Source organism: Haloprofundus salinisoli (assembly GCF_020097815.1).
In the GTDB taxonomy this organism is placed as follows: Archaea; Halobacteriota; Halobacteria; order Halobacteriales; family Haloferacaceae; genus Haloprofundus; species Haloprofundus salinisoli.
In genome coordinates, this window is record NZ_CP083663.1 from 2,695,061 (window position 1) to 2,711,209 (window position 16,149).

Genomic DNA, 16,149 nt, shown 5'->3' on the forward strand with positions numbered 1-16,149 from the left:
AGTTCAGAACTCTTCGGGCTCGTCCCACCGCGCCTCGGGGTCGACCGGCTCGACGGCGCGGCGAATCTCCTCTTCGGAGTACTCTATCTCGTCTAACACCATTGCGAGTCGCTGCCAGCGGGCGCTCAACTCGCCTTCGCCCTCGGGGCCGACGCGCGCCCCGCGCGTCTTGAAGAACTCGGTGCCGCGCCCGCGCTTCGACCCCTCGCCGGTGTGGCCGTCGAAGACGGCGTCGAACGTTCCGCCGACTTCGAGGTCGCCGACGGGGAAATCGTGCGCCGGCTCTTCGCCGCGTTCCTTCGCCGCGGCGCGTTCGTCGGCGACTTTCCGGAAGTACTCGTCGGCGTTCGACGCCTCGCGCGTCGACGGCGCGCGCGCGGCCGCCAGCGCGGCGTGAATCGCACAGAGGCGTCCCTTCCACGAGTCCATCGACCACCGTTCGGTGGCGAGTTCCTCGTAGCGCTCGATGGTCAGCGCCACCTCGTCGCCGGCGCGGAGGTCCTCGACGACGTAGAGGTTGAGGCGGTCCCAGAGGTTCCAGCCGAACCCCGAGCGCGCGAGCTCCCACGCCGCCCACGCGGCGACCTCCTCGTCGGAACGTCGGACGGCCTTCTGGAGGAGACTCGACACCACGTACCGGCTGTAGCCGCCGTCGGTCTCGTTCTCGGCTTTCTCCTCGCCGAAGTCGTTCTCGCCGGTCGCTTCCGGCGGCGTGTCGGCCTGGAGGCTCCCGTCGGAGCCGAACGTCGCCTGTCTCTCGTCGGTCATGCCGAACCGACGGCGCGGCGACGTAATCAACGCTCTGCACTCGGTCGGCGACGGAGGACTCCAACCGGTGTAACTACCGTTAAGTCGCCTCCGCAAGACTCTCTACGAGAACCGTGATCCCCGTCTCGTCCGCCGGACCCGCACCGCTTTCGGATCGTCCTTCGCCGGCGCGTCGGCGATGACCGCCCCGGCGCCCGACGGGACGCTGTTCGCATGCGCCGAGCGACTCTGCGAGACGTACCGAGAGGCGGCGACGGAGCGCCTCCGCCTCGGTGACGCCGCCGTGACCGACGCGGCCGAGACGTGGGCGGCGTTCGTCCGACACCACCACGGAGCGGTGTTCGACGCCGACGCCCGAGGAGTCGACGTTCCGACGGACCGCGAAGTCTTTCTCGACGTCCTCGCGGCGGACTTCGCCGTCTCGCGCCTCAGACGGGCGGTCGAATCCGCGTTCGGCGTCGACTGTCGGTCGTCGCCCACGCCCGACTGCGTCGACGTGGACGCCGACTTCACCGCGGCGTTCAACGCCGTCCATCGACTGGTTCACGGCGACTTCGCCGACGGAGGCGCGGCGCGAGTCGCGCGAGTCGAATCGGCGGACGCCGACGCGCTCGACGCGTTGGACCCGGCCGCCGTCGGCGAACTGTACGAACGAATCGTTCCCCGACGCGCGCGACTCTCGCTCGGGGAATACTACACGCCCCGAGGTCTGGCCGAACTGGCGCTCCCGGCCGACTGCGCCGCCGAAACCGTGCTGGACCCGTCGTGCGGTGCCGGCGTCTTCCTCACGGCGACCATCGACCGAAAACGGGCGGCGCTGTCGGACCTCACGCCCCGGCGGGCGCTCGAACGAATCACCTCGACTGTCGTCGGCGTCGACCTCAACCCCGTCGCCGTCCGCTGCGCCCGCCTCGCGTATCTCCTCGCGCTGACGCCGCTTCTCGCCGACGCCGACTCGCCGACGGTCGAACTCCCCGTCCACCTCGGCGACTCGCTGGGACTCGGCGGAGAGTCGGCCGAACCCTCCCACGCCGCCCTGCCGACGACCGACCTTCGCGCCGACGTGCTCGTCGGCAATCCGCCGTGGTTGACGTGGGAGCGACTCAGCGAGCGCGCGCGTTCGCGGTGGCGCGAACGGCACATCGACCGCCTGGACCTCCTGCCGCGACGAGGCGCCGAACGGTTGCTCGGCCACGCCAACGACGACCTGTCGGTGCCGTTCGTCTGGGTCTGCATCGAGCGATATCTGAAGGAAGGCGGCCGAGCGGCGTTCGTGCTCAAACGCGACCTGCGAAGCGGACCGGCGGGGCGACTGCTCAGACAGCTCCGCGTCGGCGACCGCCCGCTCTCGCTCCGTCGCGTCGAGGACTTCGGCGGTCTCGCGCCGTTCGGCGACCAGGTGCGCGCGGCCGCGGCGCTGTACCAGTTTGCGGCCGACGCCGACACCGAGTTTCCGGTGAGTCTCCGAACGTGGCGGGCGCGTCGCGGACGTGTCGGTTCACCCGCGTTCGACTGCCTCGACGCGATGCAGAGGACGCTCGACACGGAGACGACGGCACTCGTACCCGTCGACATCGAAGACCCCGCGGGGTCGTGGGTCCGCGTCGACGCCGAACGCGCGGCGCTCGGCCCGTGTGCCCACGAGATTCGACACGGGCTCAAAGACGACGCGAAGGACGTGTTCACCGTCGACGACCGGATGGTATCGACGCTGGAACCCGCCCATCTCTACCCGTATCTCCGGTCGAAGCACGTCGTGAAGTTCGGCCTGTTCGGCCACGACCGCCACCTCGTCCCCCAGCGGCGCACGAACGAGGAGAACGAGTCGGAACTGGTCCGCGACGCACCCCGGACGTACGAGTACCTCACCGATCACCGCGAATCGCTCGACGCGCGGGCGTCGACGTGGTTCGACGGCGGACCGTTCTATAACCTGTTCGGACTCGGGCCGTACACGTGGGCCGACTACAAGGTGGTCTGGTGTCGCCTCGGGTTCAAACCGCACTTCGTCGTCGTCTCGACCGTCGAGGACCCCGAACTGGGCGAGAAGACGGTCGTCCCCGGCGACCACTGCATGTTCGTCGCCACCGACGACCGGCGGGAGGCGCACCTGCTCTGCGGGTTACTCAACTCCGCGCCCTACCAGCGCTGTCTGCGCGAACTCGGCGGCGAGGGGAAGGCGAGTCTCTCGAAAGCGGCCGTCTCGAAGCTCTACCTTCCCGAGTGGCGTGACGACCCGCTGTTCCGCCGCATCGCCGACTGCTCCGAGCGCGCCCACGGCATCGTCCCGGGCCACGTCGACGTGAGCAAGCGCGAGTACAACCGGACGACGATACCCGAACTGGAGGTTGTGATGGGTGAACTCGACCGCGCCGTCGAGCGGTTGCTTGCCGAACGGGATGATAATTCTTAAGTTCGACAGTCGACCTATCTTCGGGTACCGCTCTTAGCTCAGCCTGGCAGAGCAGCCGACTGTAGATCGGCTTGTCCCCCGTTCAAATCGGGGAGAGCGGACTTCTCCTGCGAATCGCTCTAGAAGACGCGGGTGACGACGACTCGACCTTCGACCGACTCCCTCCAATCGGCGTCAACTGCGGTGATTTCTCCTCTGTGAACCGAATGTACGAAATCAGCCACAGTGTTCATAACTGATAAATTGTCGAGAAAGTGTTAGTAATCCTTCATGAGATATTCCTCTAATCCTGGCTTTCCTTACAATTATATTGACTATCTAAGAATCGGCACGTTGCAACGATATGAAATTCGACCCTTCCCGCCGGAAGGTCCTCGCACTCGGCGCCGGCGCGGCGCTCGCAAGTACGGGACTCGGTTCGGCAGCGAACCTCGAAGGCGCACAGAACATCGACAGTCACCCTACAGTCGACGCCGAAATCGTCGACTCCTCCACCGACGGACTAGAACTCAACGTTACGATCAGCGTCACCGACCCCAATGGTGAAGTCGACAGGGCCGGGTTCATCGTCGAAGACTACAACGACGAGACGGTCGACATCGCCATGCACTGGTTCAACCAGTCCTCCGGCGAGGAGACGGTGTCGAAGGTCGTTCCGCTAAACCGAGCGCCGTACTCCTGCTACGCGTTCGTCAAAGCGGGTTCGGACTACTACAGCGTTGACTCGGTAGGCCTCGCACCGGAGACGGAAGCGCCCGCGCCGCAACTGCTCGGCGTCTCGGTTTCGGGGACGACAGCGACCATCGACTACGAAGTCGCGCCCGAGAAACCGGCACTCTACAGCGTCGGCGCATCGGTTTCGTCCATCAACGGGTCGAACTCCGGCGACCCGCAGTACACCACCGAACGGACCGACGAGTACGGTGAACCGACGACGGCTCGGACCGTCGTCACGGGACTCGCTCCGGACACGGAGTATACCGCCGCCGCGTGGACACGACTCGACACGTGGGCGACCGAAAAACAGACCGACTACGCCGAGAGCGAACCACAGACGTTCAAAACCGGCGACGTGGTCGACTCCGAACCGGTGACCGAACACCGCCTCGTCATCGGCGGCAGCAGCGACGTCTCTTACTACCGACTCACTGTCAGCGGGTCGCTCGAACAGACGACCGAGACCGGCGACGCGCCGTTCAGCAGTGCCACCATCGACGACGAGGATTACGTCTCGGGGAGTTCGGCCTGCGGCGGCGTCGCCGGCGGTGCGGACGCCTACGTCTTCACCGGCGAGTTGACGAACGTCGGCGTTGACGGCGCGGCCTCGGTCTACCTCGACGGCGAGGAAATCGACCCCGACGACTACACCGACGAACTCCCGCACCACCTCGCCATCACAGGTGGGTCTAGCCGCACCGACTACGCGTTCAGCGTCTCCGGCGACCTCATCAAGACCACGGAGGTGGAGGGCACCGGCCTGAGCCTCAATCCGAGCTACGACGACGAGGACACCGTCTCCCACGGAGAGGGTGCGGGTGCGACCGCCGGCGGCACCGACGCGTACCGGTTCTCTGACTCGGGAACTGTCGCGGGCGATGCCATCGCGTTCACGGAGTTCGACGGCGACGCGACTGTCTACCTCAACGGCAACGAGATAGATCCCTCCCAGTACTGATTCTGCGCATCCGGGGCCACGGCCACACCGCATCGCCAGTGGCGTCGCTACTTCCGCTTGTCCTGGACGTGTTTGTCTTCGATTAGCGACACCGTCAGGTCGCTACCGACACGAAGGTTCGCCCGAACGGAGACCCCGAACGCCGAGTTCCCCTCCCGCGTCGATACCGGGCACTCGGTCTCAGTCCGCGAAGCATCGACAAAACCGCCGTCGTTTACTCAGTGGGCCGACGATTGCTCTCGATGCCCGACTTCGCCTACGAACTCGACATCGAGGTCCGGTTCCGGGACCTCGACCCGCTCGGCCACGTCAACAACGCCGTCTACGCCAGTTACTGCGAGCAGGCGCGCATCCGCTATCTGCGGGAGGTACTCGACCTCACCTCCGACGACGTGACGATGGTCGTCGCGAACCTCGAACTGAACTACCGAAAGCCCGTCACCTTCGACGACGACCTCACAGTGGCCGTCTCCGTGACCGCTCTCGGTGAGTCGAGTTTTACGATGACGTACGAACTCCGGGCCGAGGACGTCGTCGCCACCGCCGAGACGACGCAGGTGGTCATCGACCGCGAGACCAAGCGCCCGACAGCCGTTCCGACCGAGTGGCGCGAGCGATTGTACGAGTACGATCCGAGGCTGGAGTGAGGGCGCCCCCACACTCTCCACAACTCGTACGAACTGCACAATTTGTGCGATTTTTACAATGTTTTCAATTTTCAATACTTGTGAACCCTCTGCACTCGCCGGGTTCTCCGCCGCGGACACTCCCCGGACGAGCTGACGCCACGTATTTATAGTCGACCCGATATTCTCCGGATATGACTCGGAGCGTACTCGGAGACGATTCGGAGACTCTCGCCTCGCGGGCAGGCGAGCGAGTCCTCCACATCGGCCGCGACCGGCCCATTCGCATCAGCGCGGGCCACCGTCTCATGCACCACGACGGCAAGTGTAGCCGCCCGCACGGCCACAACTACGAGATTTCGGTCCGGCTCGTCGGCGACCTCACCGAGGAGGGGTGGGTCGTCGACAAGGGCGAGGTCACGGCGGTTATCGACGAGTGGGACCACATGTTCCTGCTCGAAGACGGTGACCCGCTGGTCGAGGCGTTCGCCGACGTCGGGGACGGCGACGCCACCGTCGTCCTCGACGCGCCGCCGACAGCCGAGGTGATGAGCGTCCTCTTAGAGGAGAAACTCACCGCGGCACTCCCAGACACCGTACGCGACATCGCCGTCGAAGTGAGCGAGACGAGCGAACTCTGTGGCGGTACGGTGCGGGAAACGAACCGAGGCTCGTCGCAAGCAGAGCGAAGCGACGGTGGCCACCTCTGACGATGCCCGTCACCTCGAACGTCGACGACCGCGAACAGGAGGACGAATCCGCCGACCGACCCGACAGCGACGCGCTTCCCATCAACGAACTGTTCGTCTCGTTGCAGGGCGAAGGGAAACTCGCGGGCGTGCCGAGCGTCTTCGTCCGGACCAGCGGCTGTAACCTCCGCTGTTGGTTCTGCGACTCCTATCACACCTCGTGGGAACCGACGCACGCGTGGATGAGCCTCGACGAAATTCTTGCCGAAATCGAGTCGTTCGACGCCGACCACGTCGTCTTAACGGGCGGCGAGCCCCTGATTCACGACGCCTCGTCGGTACTCCTGCGCGAACTCGCCGACCGCGGTTACCACACGACCGTCGAGACCAACGGGACCCTCATTCCCGACGCGCCGGTCGATTTGGCGAGCATCAGCCCCAAACTCGAAAGCAGCACGCCGACGCCCGAACGAGACCCGAAAGGCGACGGCGAGCGGGCGGAGCATCACGAAAAGCGCCGTATCGACCTCGACGCGTTGGCGACGCTCGTCGACCGCTACAGCTTCCAGTTGAAGTTCGTCGTCACCGGCCCCGACGACATGGCCGAAATCGATTCGCTCGTTGCCGACGTCCGCCAGGCGGCGAACACGCCGGTCTACGACGACGACGTGCTGCTGATGCCCGAAGGGCAGACCCGCGAACAGTTAGACGGTACGCGCGGCGTCGTCGCCGACCTCGCGCTCGAACACGGCTACCGCTACACGCCGCGCATCCACGTCGACTTGTGGAACGACGCCCCCGAGAAATGACCTCTCCGACGACCTACCGATGACCACAGACAACTCCGACAACCCCGACAACACCGACAGCCCCCATTCGACCGCCACCGACGACCGCTCCGAGGGCGACACGAGCGGCAAACGCGCCGTCGTACTCGTCTCCGGTGGGATGGACAGCGCGACGACCGCTTACGAGGCGAAGGAACGCGGCTACGACCTCTACTTCCTACACACCTCCTACGGGCAGAAGACCGAGCGCAAGGAGTACGACTGCGCGACCAGACTCGCCGAGGAGATGGACGCCCGCGACTTCCTCCACATCGAGACCGACCACCTGAAGCGCATCGGCGCGTCGAGTCTCACCGACGACGCGATGGCCGTCGCCGACGCCGACACCGAGAGCGAGGCGATCCCCGACACCTACGTCCCGTTCCGCAACGCGAACCTGCTGTCGATGGCCGTCTCCTACGCGGAAGCCAACGACTGCGACGCCGTCTTCGTCGGCGCGCACTCCGAGGACTACGCGGGCTATCCCGACTGCCGCCCGGCGTTCTTCGAGGCGTTCGAGGCGATGGTCGACGTGGGAACGAAACCCGAGACGGAGATCTCGGTCGAAGTGCCCTTCGTGAACGACTCGAAAACAGACGTCGCCGAACGCGGCGTCGAACTCGGCGTCCCGTTCGAGCACACGTGGAGCTGCTACCGCGCGGAGGAACCCGCCTGCGGCACCTGTGACTCCTGTGCGTATCGGCTCGAAGCGTTCCAGAACGTCGGCGTCCGCGACCCCATCGAGTACGCCGAGCGACCGCAGTACACCGACTGACTCGCACCTTTTTCGGCTCGCCTTCTGGCCGAACGGCGAACCTGCTTCACCCGGCATCGATTTCCTCTGCGCCCGAGAATACACCGCTATGACCGACCACAGGGACCGAAAGCGCGAGAACGCCCGGTCGTTCGGTCGCGCGGCGTCGAAGTGCGTCGACAGCGCGGTCCACCGCGGCGGCGACGGCGCGGCCGCTGCCCTCGACATCCTGAGCGAGGTTCGCGGGGAACCGGTTCACGACTTCGACGTCGCCGATACGGACGACGTGGACGATGTGGGAAACGCGGTCGATGCGGACGGCGCAGACGACGCGGACAACGCAGATACGGAGGCGACGCGCTGAGACCGCTACGGCGTCGGCGACGAGGCGCGCGCTCTCCGAGAGCGACCGCGGGCGGACCGGCCTCGGTGCCGCATCCGCAACCGGTAAACGTCCAGTGTTCGTCGGGCGTCACGTGCGTTCCGCTCCCGGGGCCCGCGTCTCGCCGCTGGCCGGACTCGCTGTCGCTATTCTGGCAGTGAGCACGAGCGCCATCCTCGTCACGTGGAGCGCCGCGCCGAGTCTCGTCAAGGCGTTCTACCGCGTACTGTTCACGCTCGCACTGGTCGCTCCCGTCGCTTTCACCCGAAACCGCCGCGACTTCGCCCGACTGGGTTCACGGGACCTGTTCGTCGCGGGCGTCGCGGGCGCGGCGTTGGCGTTACACTTCGCCTCGTGGTTCGAGAGCCTCAACTGGACCTCCGTCGCCGCGAGCGTGACGCTCGTGCAGGCGCAACCGCTGTTCGTCGCGCTCGGCGCGTGGGCGCTGTTGGACGAACGCGTCACCGGTCGGACGCTCGTCGGCATCGCAATCGCGCTCGTCGGGATGGTCGTCATGTCGCTCGGCGACTTTCTGACCGGCGCGGCCGTCGTCGGGGCAGACCCCCTCTACGGTAACGCGCTCGCCGTCGTCGGGGCGGTGACCGCCGCAGGCTACGTGCTCGCCGGCCGCTCGATACGACAGCGCGTCGCGCTGTTTCCGTACGTGACGGTCGTCTACGGCGTCTGTGCCGCCGTTCTGCTCGCGTTGACCGTCGCTCGCGGCCACTCTCTCTCGGCGTACCCCGTCCGCGAGTGGCTGCTGTTCGCGGCGATGGCGCTCGGACCGGGTCTGTTCGGTCACACCGTCATCAACTGGGCGCTCGCGCATCTGGAATCCAGCGTCGTCAGCGTCTCGCTGCTCGGCGAACCCGTCGGCAGCACGCTGCTGGCGCTCGTGCTCCTCTCGCAAGTGCCGACTCCCGCGACGCTCGCCGGCGGAACCGTCGTTCTGGGCGGTATCTACGTGACAGCTTCCGCTCGACGCGCCGGCTCGCCCGGCGACGAAGCGAGCGTCGCCGACGACTGAGAGCGAGCGCCCGGCCGGGTCAGTGCAGTTTCAGTTCGACGCGTCGCCCGTCCGGGTCGCGGACGTACGCCGCCCAGTCGCGGCCGTACGCGCCGTACCGCTTGTACGGTTCGCCCTCTTCGATTTCGACGCCTTCCTCTCGGAGCTCCGAGAGCAGCGATTCGAGCTCCTCCTCGGTCTCCATCTCGTTCGAACGCAGCAAGAGGCAGATGTGTTCGCCGTCCACGTCGATCTCGTCGTCGGTCGGCACGAGGTGGATGTGTCGCCCGCCGGCGACGACGGCGACGTACGGTACTTCGTCGGCTTCGAACCGTTTGCGGTCTCGCACCTCCATCCCCAGCAGGTCGCGGTAAAACGAGAGCGCGCGGTCGAGGTCCGTGACGCGGATGGCGACGTGGTCGACGTCGACGACGGAAACGTCCATACCACGTAGTCGGCGCGGCGTGACAAAATCCTGCGGGGCGACGGCGGCGATCTACTCCAGCAGCTCCTTTGCCTTCTTGTGTCGGTACCGGAACATCGGCTCGAAGCCGATTCCGCCGAGCGGACTCGCTCTCCGCCCGAGTTCGCCGCCCGGGAGTTCGTACTCGACGGTGTCCGACACCACCGTTTCGTCCCTGTCACCGTAGAACTCGTGGGTGTGGACCCACTTCGGAAACGGCCCGCCGACCATCTCGTCGCGGAACCAGGGCGAGCCGTCTTCCTCTTCGCGTTCGACGATGACGGAGCGCCACCGCTGTTTCGGCGCGACGCCGAGCGGTTGCATCGCCATCCGAATCTCCGTCCCAGTGTCGAGCACGTCGGGGTTCTCCTCGCCGTCCGGGCCGCGAACGCCTTCGGCGGTGAGGCCCATCCACCCGGGGGTCAGCGCTTTCAGTCCCTCGATTCGGGAGTGAAACTCCCACACTTCATCCAGCGGTGCGGCGACGCGAACTCGTCGCTTGTAGACGGCCATCGGTGTCGGGGTTACGGGCGTGAGAAGCAAAAGGTCGTCCATGGTCGGAACGTCCGTTCACGCTCGGCTCGCGCGGTCGAACGCCGCCTCCCGGCGACGAGTCGCCGTCGCGAGCCGTCGACGGACGAACGAAACGGCCAGCGTCGTGACGACACCGACGACGAAGACGGCGGTGAACGCCGCGTACGACAGCGCGACGAGAATCACCAAGGGAGCGACGGCGAGCGCGACGGTGACGCCGAACGTGGGGTCGGCCGTGGTGGTCGTCTGGGCGGTACTGCGGTGTTGTGACGTGGTGTACATCGTTCTCTGTGTGGTTGATGGGTGTAGTCGGAAACCGGACGGACGCGGTGACGAGAGCGGGACCGAAGCGGTGTGGGCCGCGACCGGGGACCGATTCGCAGACTGGTCGCTCTCGGCTGCAGGCGCGTCGACGGAGTTCGGCGGCGTCAGTTGCCGCCGCGGTTCGTCGGTAGGAGTGAGACGCGGAGGGCCCCGACCCGCTCGCCGAAGGCGCAATCGAGCGTGCGCTTTCGGCCGGCGACAGTCGGGATTTCGAAGTTTGGCATGGGTCGTATCCTCCGTGCGTAGACGCCAGCGGGGGCGTCGCAGTTCTCTCTATAAACGGTTGTCACTTAATCGTACTCGGAGTGTGCGACGCATGCCCGCGGTACTGTTAAATACTCGACTGAACCCGAACGCTATTTGTCACCCGCCGTGAACGAACCGGTGATGGTCCCTCCAATCACCCTGTTCGGCGCGTTGCCCGGCGGTCCGGAACTGCTCCTCATCTTCCTTCTCCTCGTTCTCATTCCGCTCGGTGTCGGTGGATTCGTCTACAGCGACGCGAAACGCCACGGACTCGACTACGCACCCGCGTGGGCGCTCGGCGTCGTTGCGCTCTTTTTCGCCGGGTTCTTCCCTGGCCTGCTCGCGCTGGCGGTGTACTTCTACGTACGCGAGAAGGGCGGACTGTAGCCAAGAGTTATTCACTCCCCCCGTGATGTCGGAGAGATGAGCCCTCCATTGCCGCTGTTCGGCGCACTTCCCGGCGGTCCCGAACTGACGATTATCCTCCTCGTACTCGTCCTCCCGATAGGCGCTGGCCTGTTCGTCTACTACGATGCGAAACAACACGGGATGAAGTACGCCCCGGCGTGGGCGCTCGGCGTCTTAGCGCTGTTTTTCGCGTACGTCGTTCCCGGCGTTCTCGGCTTCTTGGCGTACATCTACGTCCGTGAAAAACAGGTGCGCGAGGGTTCGCCGAAGCCGAGCACCGGAAGCGAGTGAGCGTGTATCCTGGCGGTTCGGAACCGTTGGACTGCCTGCTGCTCTTCGTCGCGCTCGCGCTCGTTTTCTACGCGTACCGGAAAATGGATCTGTACCGACGACACGACGGGCGACGCTGACAATCGACGCCTCTCCTCTCAGAGCGTGAACCGCTTCACCGTCGTCCCCGCAACCGTGAGGTCCGCGTCGGTCGCGGCGGCGACGATTATCTGGTTTTCGCCGTGGGAGATGTCGATTGTCGCCTCGTAGCGGCCGTCTTCGGGTTCGACGAGCGCCGTCCCCTCGCCGGTCCGGACCGCGACGACTGCGGCGTCGGTCTCGCCGCTGACGTGGAGGGTGTCGCCGCGGAAGTCCGTGCCGACGCGGAGCGACGGCCCCTCGGGCCGTTCGGTTTCGAGATAGCGTTCGGCGACGACGGCCGGCATCTCGACGGGCTTTCCGGCGTCGATGCCGTGGGCGAGGCGGACGAACTGCGCCATGCTCCACGCCAGCGGCGTCGCAGACCCGGTGCCCTCGCCGAACTCCCAGTTGTACTTGGTCTCCTGGTCGCGGTCCCACACCTGCTCGGCGAGCATCCGCCCGCTGTTGGCGAACGCCGCCATCGTCCGCAGCAGGTTCTCGGGGGCGAGCGGACCGTCCTCGGTGCCGGCGAGCAGTTCGTACTCGCCGCGCTCGCCGGTGAAGATGGGCCACAGTCGTCCCTGACCTTTGGTCTCGATAGACCACGGCGCACCCTCCTCGTCGCCGCCCTGCTCGCCGTAGCCGTCGCCGTTGTACCGGTAGAACGCCGGCCCGTACGGCGTGTCGACGCGGATGGTCTCGTCGACTTCGACCAGCGAGTTGCGAATCACCTCGTCGTCCCACGGCTTGATGCCCAATCGCGTGAGTTCGAGAAAGCCCCCGTCGATGATTTCGCGCTCGTCGAGTGTCGGGCCGTCGTTCGCCAGCGTCCGCAGGTGGCCCGCCTCGGGGTCGCCGTCGCGCGTCACCCTGACGTAGTACGGCGTGTGGGTGTGTAACTCGGACCCCGTCTCGGTGGCGGTCCACCTCTCGACGTTTTCGGTCCAGTCGTCGGCCAGCGCCAACCAGACGAGCGCGTCGTCGGTCCGCCCCTCGTCGAGTGCGATCGACGCCGCGCAGACGAGGCCGCCGATCTCGGCCGCGATGGAGGAGGGAGAGTACCCCGCCTCCTCCTCCCAGCGCTCTTGGGCCGTCGCGGGGCCGTTTCGGGCGACGTAGTCCGCCGAGCGTTTGACGTTGACGTAGTCGTAATCGGTCTCTTCGAAGTCGAGACCGTCCTCCCGAAGTTGATACGCCATCACCTGCGGGAAGGAGATGTTGTCAATCTGCTCGCCGCCCCAGCGGGTGCGGCCGTCGAGATAGGAGTTCTGTGGGATGAAGCCGTGGTCGTCCTGCTGGTAGTTGTAGATGTACGAGAGCGCGTCCTCGGCGGTTTTGAGGTCGCCGACCGCCTCGAAGACGGTGAACACCTGGTAGAGGTCGCGCGCCCAGACGAAGTTGTAGCCGTACCCCTTCGCCTCCTCGGCGCTGACCTCCTCTCCCCACGGGACGGAGGGCGAGGCGATGCCCGCGCCCAGGAACGTCTTGTCCTCGACGGCGCGAAGTCCCATCAGACAGCTCTTGTACTGCGCTCTGAGTTCGTCGTCGTCGGCGACGCAGTTCGGCAACTCCTTCGGTTCCAGGAACCTCTCCCACGAGTCGACGTACGCCGACCGGACCGTCTCGTAACCGCGGGTCAGCGCCCCCGCGGCCTCGCCGAGCGCCGCCGCGGTGTCGGCGTTCTCGCCGAAGCCGAGCGCGAGCGTCTCTTCGAGGTCGCGGCCGACGCCGACCCGCCCCACCAGGACGATGTTCTCGTCGTCGACCCGCGAGTGCGATTCGGGCTGTTCGCCGCCCGAAAACAGCCCGCGAAGGTACTCGGAGCCGGCGACGCCGACGGTGGCCCACTCGAAGCGGTGCGCCGCCGCGAGCGCGAGCGCGACGCTGTACGGTTCGCCCTCCTCGTCGGTCAGAAGCGGGTCGCCGACGTCGTACGCGCCGGCGTCGCGGGCGACGAGGTGGTAGCTGCCGGGCTTGCCGAGGCGCATCCCGCGGTCCATCGTCCCGGTGTTCGTCAGCGAAGTGTCCGCGACGGCGAACAGCTGGTACTCGTTCTCGTCGAGCGCCTCGAAGCTGACGTCGACGAGTAGCGCGTCGTGTTCGGGGTCGGCGGCGTACTCGACGACGAGTTTCCACTCGTGACCACGGCCGTCACCCCCCTCGGCGATGGTGTGTCGGAACACCAGCGCGTCCTCCTCGACGATTTCGGCCCGCCGCTCTATCGTCTCGGCCGCGTCGTCGCGGCGCGTTTCGTTGTACGTTCTGGCCGTGTACTCCGACTCCTCGTCGGCGTCGACGACGAGGAAGTCCAGCGTCCGCAGGTTCATCAGGTCGACCCGGGGGAAGCGAACCTCCGTCAGCGCGCCCTCGGTGAGCGTGAACCAGACCCGCGAGGGGTCCGCGTCGCCGTGATCGGCGACGGTGCCGACGCCGTACTTCTCGCCGGTGGTCCACCGCGGCCACTCCTCCGGGCCCGATGGCGCGGGCGTGCCCATCGGGAGCGCATCGACTTCGCGCAGCAACGCCGTCGTCACGAGTCGGAGCGAGTGCGACCATCCCAGCGGGGTGGCGCTGTCGAACGTGCCGTCGTCGAATATCTGTTCGGCGAGATAGCCGGCCTCGGTGGCGAACGGCCCCTCCGGCAATAGGAGTTCGTACAGCGTCTCCGCGCGGGCGAGGAACGCCTCGCCGTCGAAGCCGAACCGCGCGAGCAGCGACGCGAGAGTGACCGCGGCGTTGGCTCCCCACGCCGTCGACACCGACCACACTTTCGAGGGTTCCTGCTCGCCGCGTCGCCACGTGTCGTCCTCGAAGCGGACGAGGCCGGCGACGGGCGTGTCGTCGGGGTCGCGGTAGAGACCGTCGAGCGTCGCGCCGACGTGGCCGCGCAGTCGGTCGAGCTCCGTCTCGCCCAGTTCTTCGAGGTGGCCGTACTCGTCGAAGGCGTCGACGAGCGCGAGCGTGCTGGAGTCGAGTCGGTCGTCGAGGTGGTCGCCGTCGAGGCGAAGCGCGTAGTGGCCGTGGTCCTCCAACCAGAGGGCGTCGAGACCCTCCGCGACCGCACAGGCCTGTCTCTCGGCGTGGTCGCGTAGGTCGTCCTCGACAGGTGCGCGTGCGACGGCGGCGTACGCTTCGAGGACCGTCGCGGCCGTGTGCGTGAACCGCCCGGTCATGTTCTCCCACGCGTTCTGACAGCGGATCGGGAGGCCGTCATCGGCGAGCGTCTCGTCCATCGCGGTCACCGCGCGGTCGACGGTCTCGCGCACCTCCCGCCGCTCGGCCGCACTCAGTCGCTCACCGCGCTTGCGAAGGTACGTGGCGAGGTACGCCGTGACGCTCGCGGTCTGGTCGGCCTGGTACTCGTCGCTGTCGCCGCCCTCGACGCGGCCGTGCGCCCACCCCGGCGCGAGCGACCCGTCGACGGCCCAGACGCGGTGCGGCCACGACCCGTCGTCCTGCTGGGTGTCGCAGAGGAAGCTGACGCTCCGCTGGAGTTGGTCGTCCATATCGAGGTCCAGCAGTTCGTCGCTCTCGAGCAGGTTCGCGGCGACTTCGGCGTCGTCGCGGAACCACGTGTAGCCGTAGCCGCCCGAGTGCGCGTAGAAGGGGTCGAACTCGGGGCCGGCGATGTGCGCGCCCGTCGGCGCGGTGAGAAGCGACAGCGCCCGGAGGTCCGAGCGGACGACGCGGGCGTTCGGCGCGCCGTCGGGGACGTACACCTCGGCGCGCGTCCGCCCCGCCTCTCGGAGGTCGTCGGCTGTCGCGTGCGAGAGCGCACAGTCGCGGAGGTCCGTCAGCGCCTGCTCGCGGGTCAACTCGTCGTGGTCCGACAGCTGTGTGACGAACGTCGTCCGGATGGCGCGCCCCTCGCGCTCGAACGGCGCGGAGACGACGATGTCGCCGCTGAGGTGGGTGTCCTCGTATCTGTTCAACACCGCCTCGCGGGGGAACTCGAAGGAGTCGTCGGAGAGCATCTCCTCGAACCGTTCGGGAATCTGCCCGCGGACGTCGGTCAGCCCCGTCGAGGCGGTGACGTAGTCGTGCTCGGTCCGGTGGAACACCTCGACGGCTTTCGTCCCGTTCGGCCCCGCCGTCTCGTGGATGAGTCGGCCGACGCGCGTTTCTCTGCCCTCGGGTGCGAACGTGAGAAACGCCGTCAGGTGCGCGTCCGCGGGAATCGCGCCGCGGAGTTCGACGTGCGTGACGTGTGCCCGGCCCAGCGTGAGGTCGTACTGGTGGACTGTGTACGCCCCGGCGTCGTACTCGGTTTCGACGACGTTCGTCTCGCGGTAGTAGTGCTGTCGGACGGTCTCGAGTTCGTCGAACCAGCGGGTGCCGTCGTCGGTTTCGATGCCGAACCGTGACCGGTCGATGCCGTAGAGCCCGGAGAGCGAAGACGAATAGTCCCGGAGGCGTCCGCGGGGGTCGACGTAGACGAGTCGGTCGCCGTGCGCCGAAAAGGCCCCGTCAGTGGTCGGACACTCCTCCGGAAAACGCGCGCCACGATTTCTCTTGTAATCGTTCAACGCGGTTCGGAGTCTCATGCAGGAGAAGCGAGACGAAATAGCATAAGCGTTGGTGACAGTCGCTCTCCGCACGCTAACCGAACTCCCACGCGTGGAA

General features: G+C 66.7%; 14 protein-coding genes, 1 tRNA gene and 1 pseudogene. 11 read left to right on the forward strand and 5 right to left on the reverse strand.

What is annotated here, in order from left to right; all coding sequences use genetic code 11:
- Nucleotides 1-3: 3 nt before the first annotated feature.
- Complete coding sequence (locus LAQ73_RS14190; RefSeq protein WP_224268915.1) at nucleotides 4-768, reverse strand: hypothetical protein; 765 nt, start codon at nucleotides 766-768, stop codon at nucleotides 4-6.
- A 178-nt stretch (nucleotides 769-946) separates the two neighbouring features.
- Here LAQ73_RS14190 and LAQ73_RS14195 point away from each other — a divergent pair, with 178 nt between their 5' ends.
- The 9 genes and pseudogenes from LAQ73_RS14195 (at nucleotide 947) to LAQ73_RS14235 (ending at nucleotide 9,161) form a co-directional block, all read left to right on the forward strand.
- Nucleotides 947-3,181, forward strand: coding sequence for an N-6 DNA methylase (locus LAQ73_RS14195; RefSeq protein ID WP_224268916.1), 2,235 nt, complete (start codon nucleotides 947-949; stop codon nucleotides 3,179-3,181).
- Nucleotides 3,182-3,208: 27 nt separating this feature from the next.
- Nucleotides 3,209-3,282: transfer RNA gene (locus LAQ73_RS14200), tRNA-Tyr, on the forward strand.
- Nucleotides 3,283-3,524: 242 nt separating this feature from the next.
- Nucleotides 3,525-4,856, forward strand: coding sequence for a hypothetical protein (locus LAQ73_RS14205; protein ID WP_224268917.1), 1,332 nt, complete (start codon nucleotides 3,525-3,527; stop codon nucleotides 4,854-4,856).
- A 242-nt stretch (nucleotides 4,857-5,098) separates the two neighbouring features.
- Nucleotides 5,099-5,503 (forward strand): acyl-CoA thioesterase, encoded by a 405-nt coding sequence (locus LAQ73_RS14210; protein WP_224268918.1) that lies wholly within the window; start codon nucleotides 5,099-5,101, stop codon nucleotides 5,501-5,503.
- A gap of 173 nt (nucleotides 5,504-5,676) precedes the next feature.
- A complete protein-coding gene (locus tag LAQ73_RS14215) occupies nucleotides 5,677-6,192 on the forward strand; it encodes a 6-pyruvoyl trahydropterin synthase family protein (RefSeq protein WP_224268919.1) in 516 nt (171 codons plus the stop codon).
- A 2-nt stretch (nucleotides 6,193-6,194) separates the two neighbouring features.
- A complete protein-coding gene (locus tag LAQ73_RS14220; RefSeq protein WP_224268920.1) occupies nucleotides 6,195-6,980 on the forward strand; it encodes a 7-carboxy-7-deazaguanine synthase QueE in 786 nt (261 codons plus the stop codon).
- A gap of 19 nt (nucleotides 6,981-6,999) precedes the next feature.
- The gene (gene queC / locus LAQ73_RS14225; protein WP_224268921.1) at nucleotides 7,000-7,773 is read left to right on the forward strand and encodes a 7-cyano-7-deazaguanine synthase QueC; all 774 of its coding nucleotides are present in this window, start codon (nucleotides 7,000-7,002) and stop codon (nucleotides 7,771-7,773) included.
- 163 nt (nucleotides 7,774-7,936) lie between these two features.
- A pseudogene (locus LAQ73_RS14230) lies at nucleotides 7,937-8,116 on the forward strand (hypothetical protein); the annotation flags it as partial.
- A 112-nt stretch (nucleotides 8,117-8,228) separates the two neighbouring features.
- On the forward strand, nucleotides 8,229-9,161 hold the full coding sequence (locus tag LAQ73_RS14235; RefSeq protein ID WP_224268922.1) for a DMT family transporter: 933 nt from the start codon (nucleotides 8,229-8,231) through the stop codon (nucleotides 9,159-9,161).
- A 19-nt stretch (nucleotides 9,162-9,180) separates the two neighbouring features.
- Here the strand turns inward: LAQ73_RS14235 and LAQ73_RS14240 are convergent, their stop codons facing one another.
- From LAQ73_RS14240 to LAQ73_RS14250, 3 genes are read right to left on the reverse strand one after another with little or no spacing between them, the layout of a single operon-like run.
- Nucleotides 9,181-9,585: a VOC family protein gene (locus LAQ73_RS14240; protein WP_224268923.1), complete on the reverse strand. Its 405-nt coding sequence runs from the start codon at nucleotides 9,583-9,585 to the stop codon at nucleotides 9,181-9,183.
- Between the two features lie 51 nt (nucleotides 9,586-9,636).
- Complete coding sequence (locus tag LAQ73_RS14245) at nucleotides 9,637-10,116, reverse strand: SRPBCC family protein (protein WP_224270774.1); 480 nt, start codon at nucleotides 10,114-10,116, stop codon at nucleotides 9,637-9,639.
- 57 nt (nucleotides 10,117-10,173) lie between these two features.
- Nucleotides 10,174-10,419, reverse strand: a complete 246-nt coding sequence (locus tag LAQ73_RS14250; protein WP_224268924.1) for a hypothetical protein — start codon at nucleotides 10,417-10,419, stop codon at nucleotides 10,174-10,176.
- Nucleotides 10,420-10,848: 429 nt separating this feature from the next.
- Here LAQ73_RS14250 and LAQ73_RS14255 point away from each other — a divergent pair, with 429 nt between their 5' ends.
- A complete protein-coding gene (locus LAQ73_RS14255; RefSeq protein WP_224268925.1) occupies nucleotides 10,849-11,094 on the forward strand; it encodes a hypothetical protein in 246 nt (81 codons plus the stop codon).
- A gap of 36 nt (nucleotides 11,095-11,130) precedes the next feature.
- On the forward strand, nucleotides 11,131-11,406 hold the full coding sequence (locus LAQ73_RS14260; protein WP_224268926.1) for a hypothetical protein: 276 nt from the start codon (nucleotides 11,131-11,133) through the stop codon (nucleotides 11,404-11,406).
- Nucleotides 11,407-11,543: 137 nt separating this feature from the next.
- Here the strand turns inward: LAQ73_RS14260 and LAQ73_RS14265 are convergent, their stop codons facing one another.
- The gene (locus tag LAQ73_RS14265; RefSeq protein WP_224268927.1) at nucleotides 11,544-16,070 is read right to left on the reverse strand and encodes a DUF7997 domain-containing protein; all 4,527 of its coding nucleotides are present in this window, start codon (nucleotides 16,068-16,070) and stop codon (nucleotides 11,544-11,546) included.
- Between the last annotated feature and the right edge of the window lie 79 nt (nucleotides 16,071-16,149).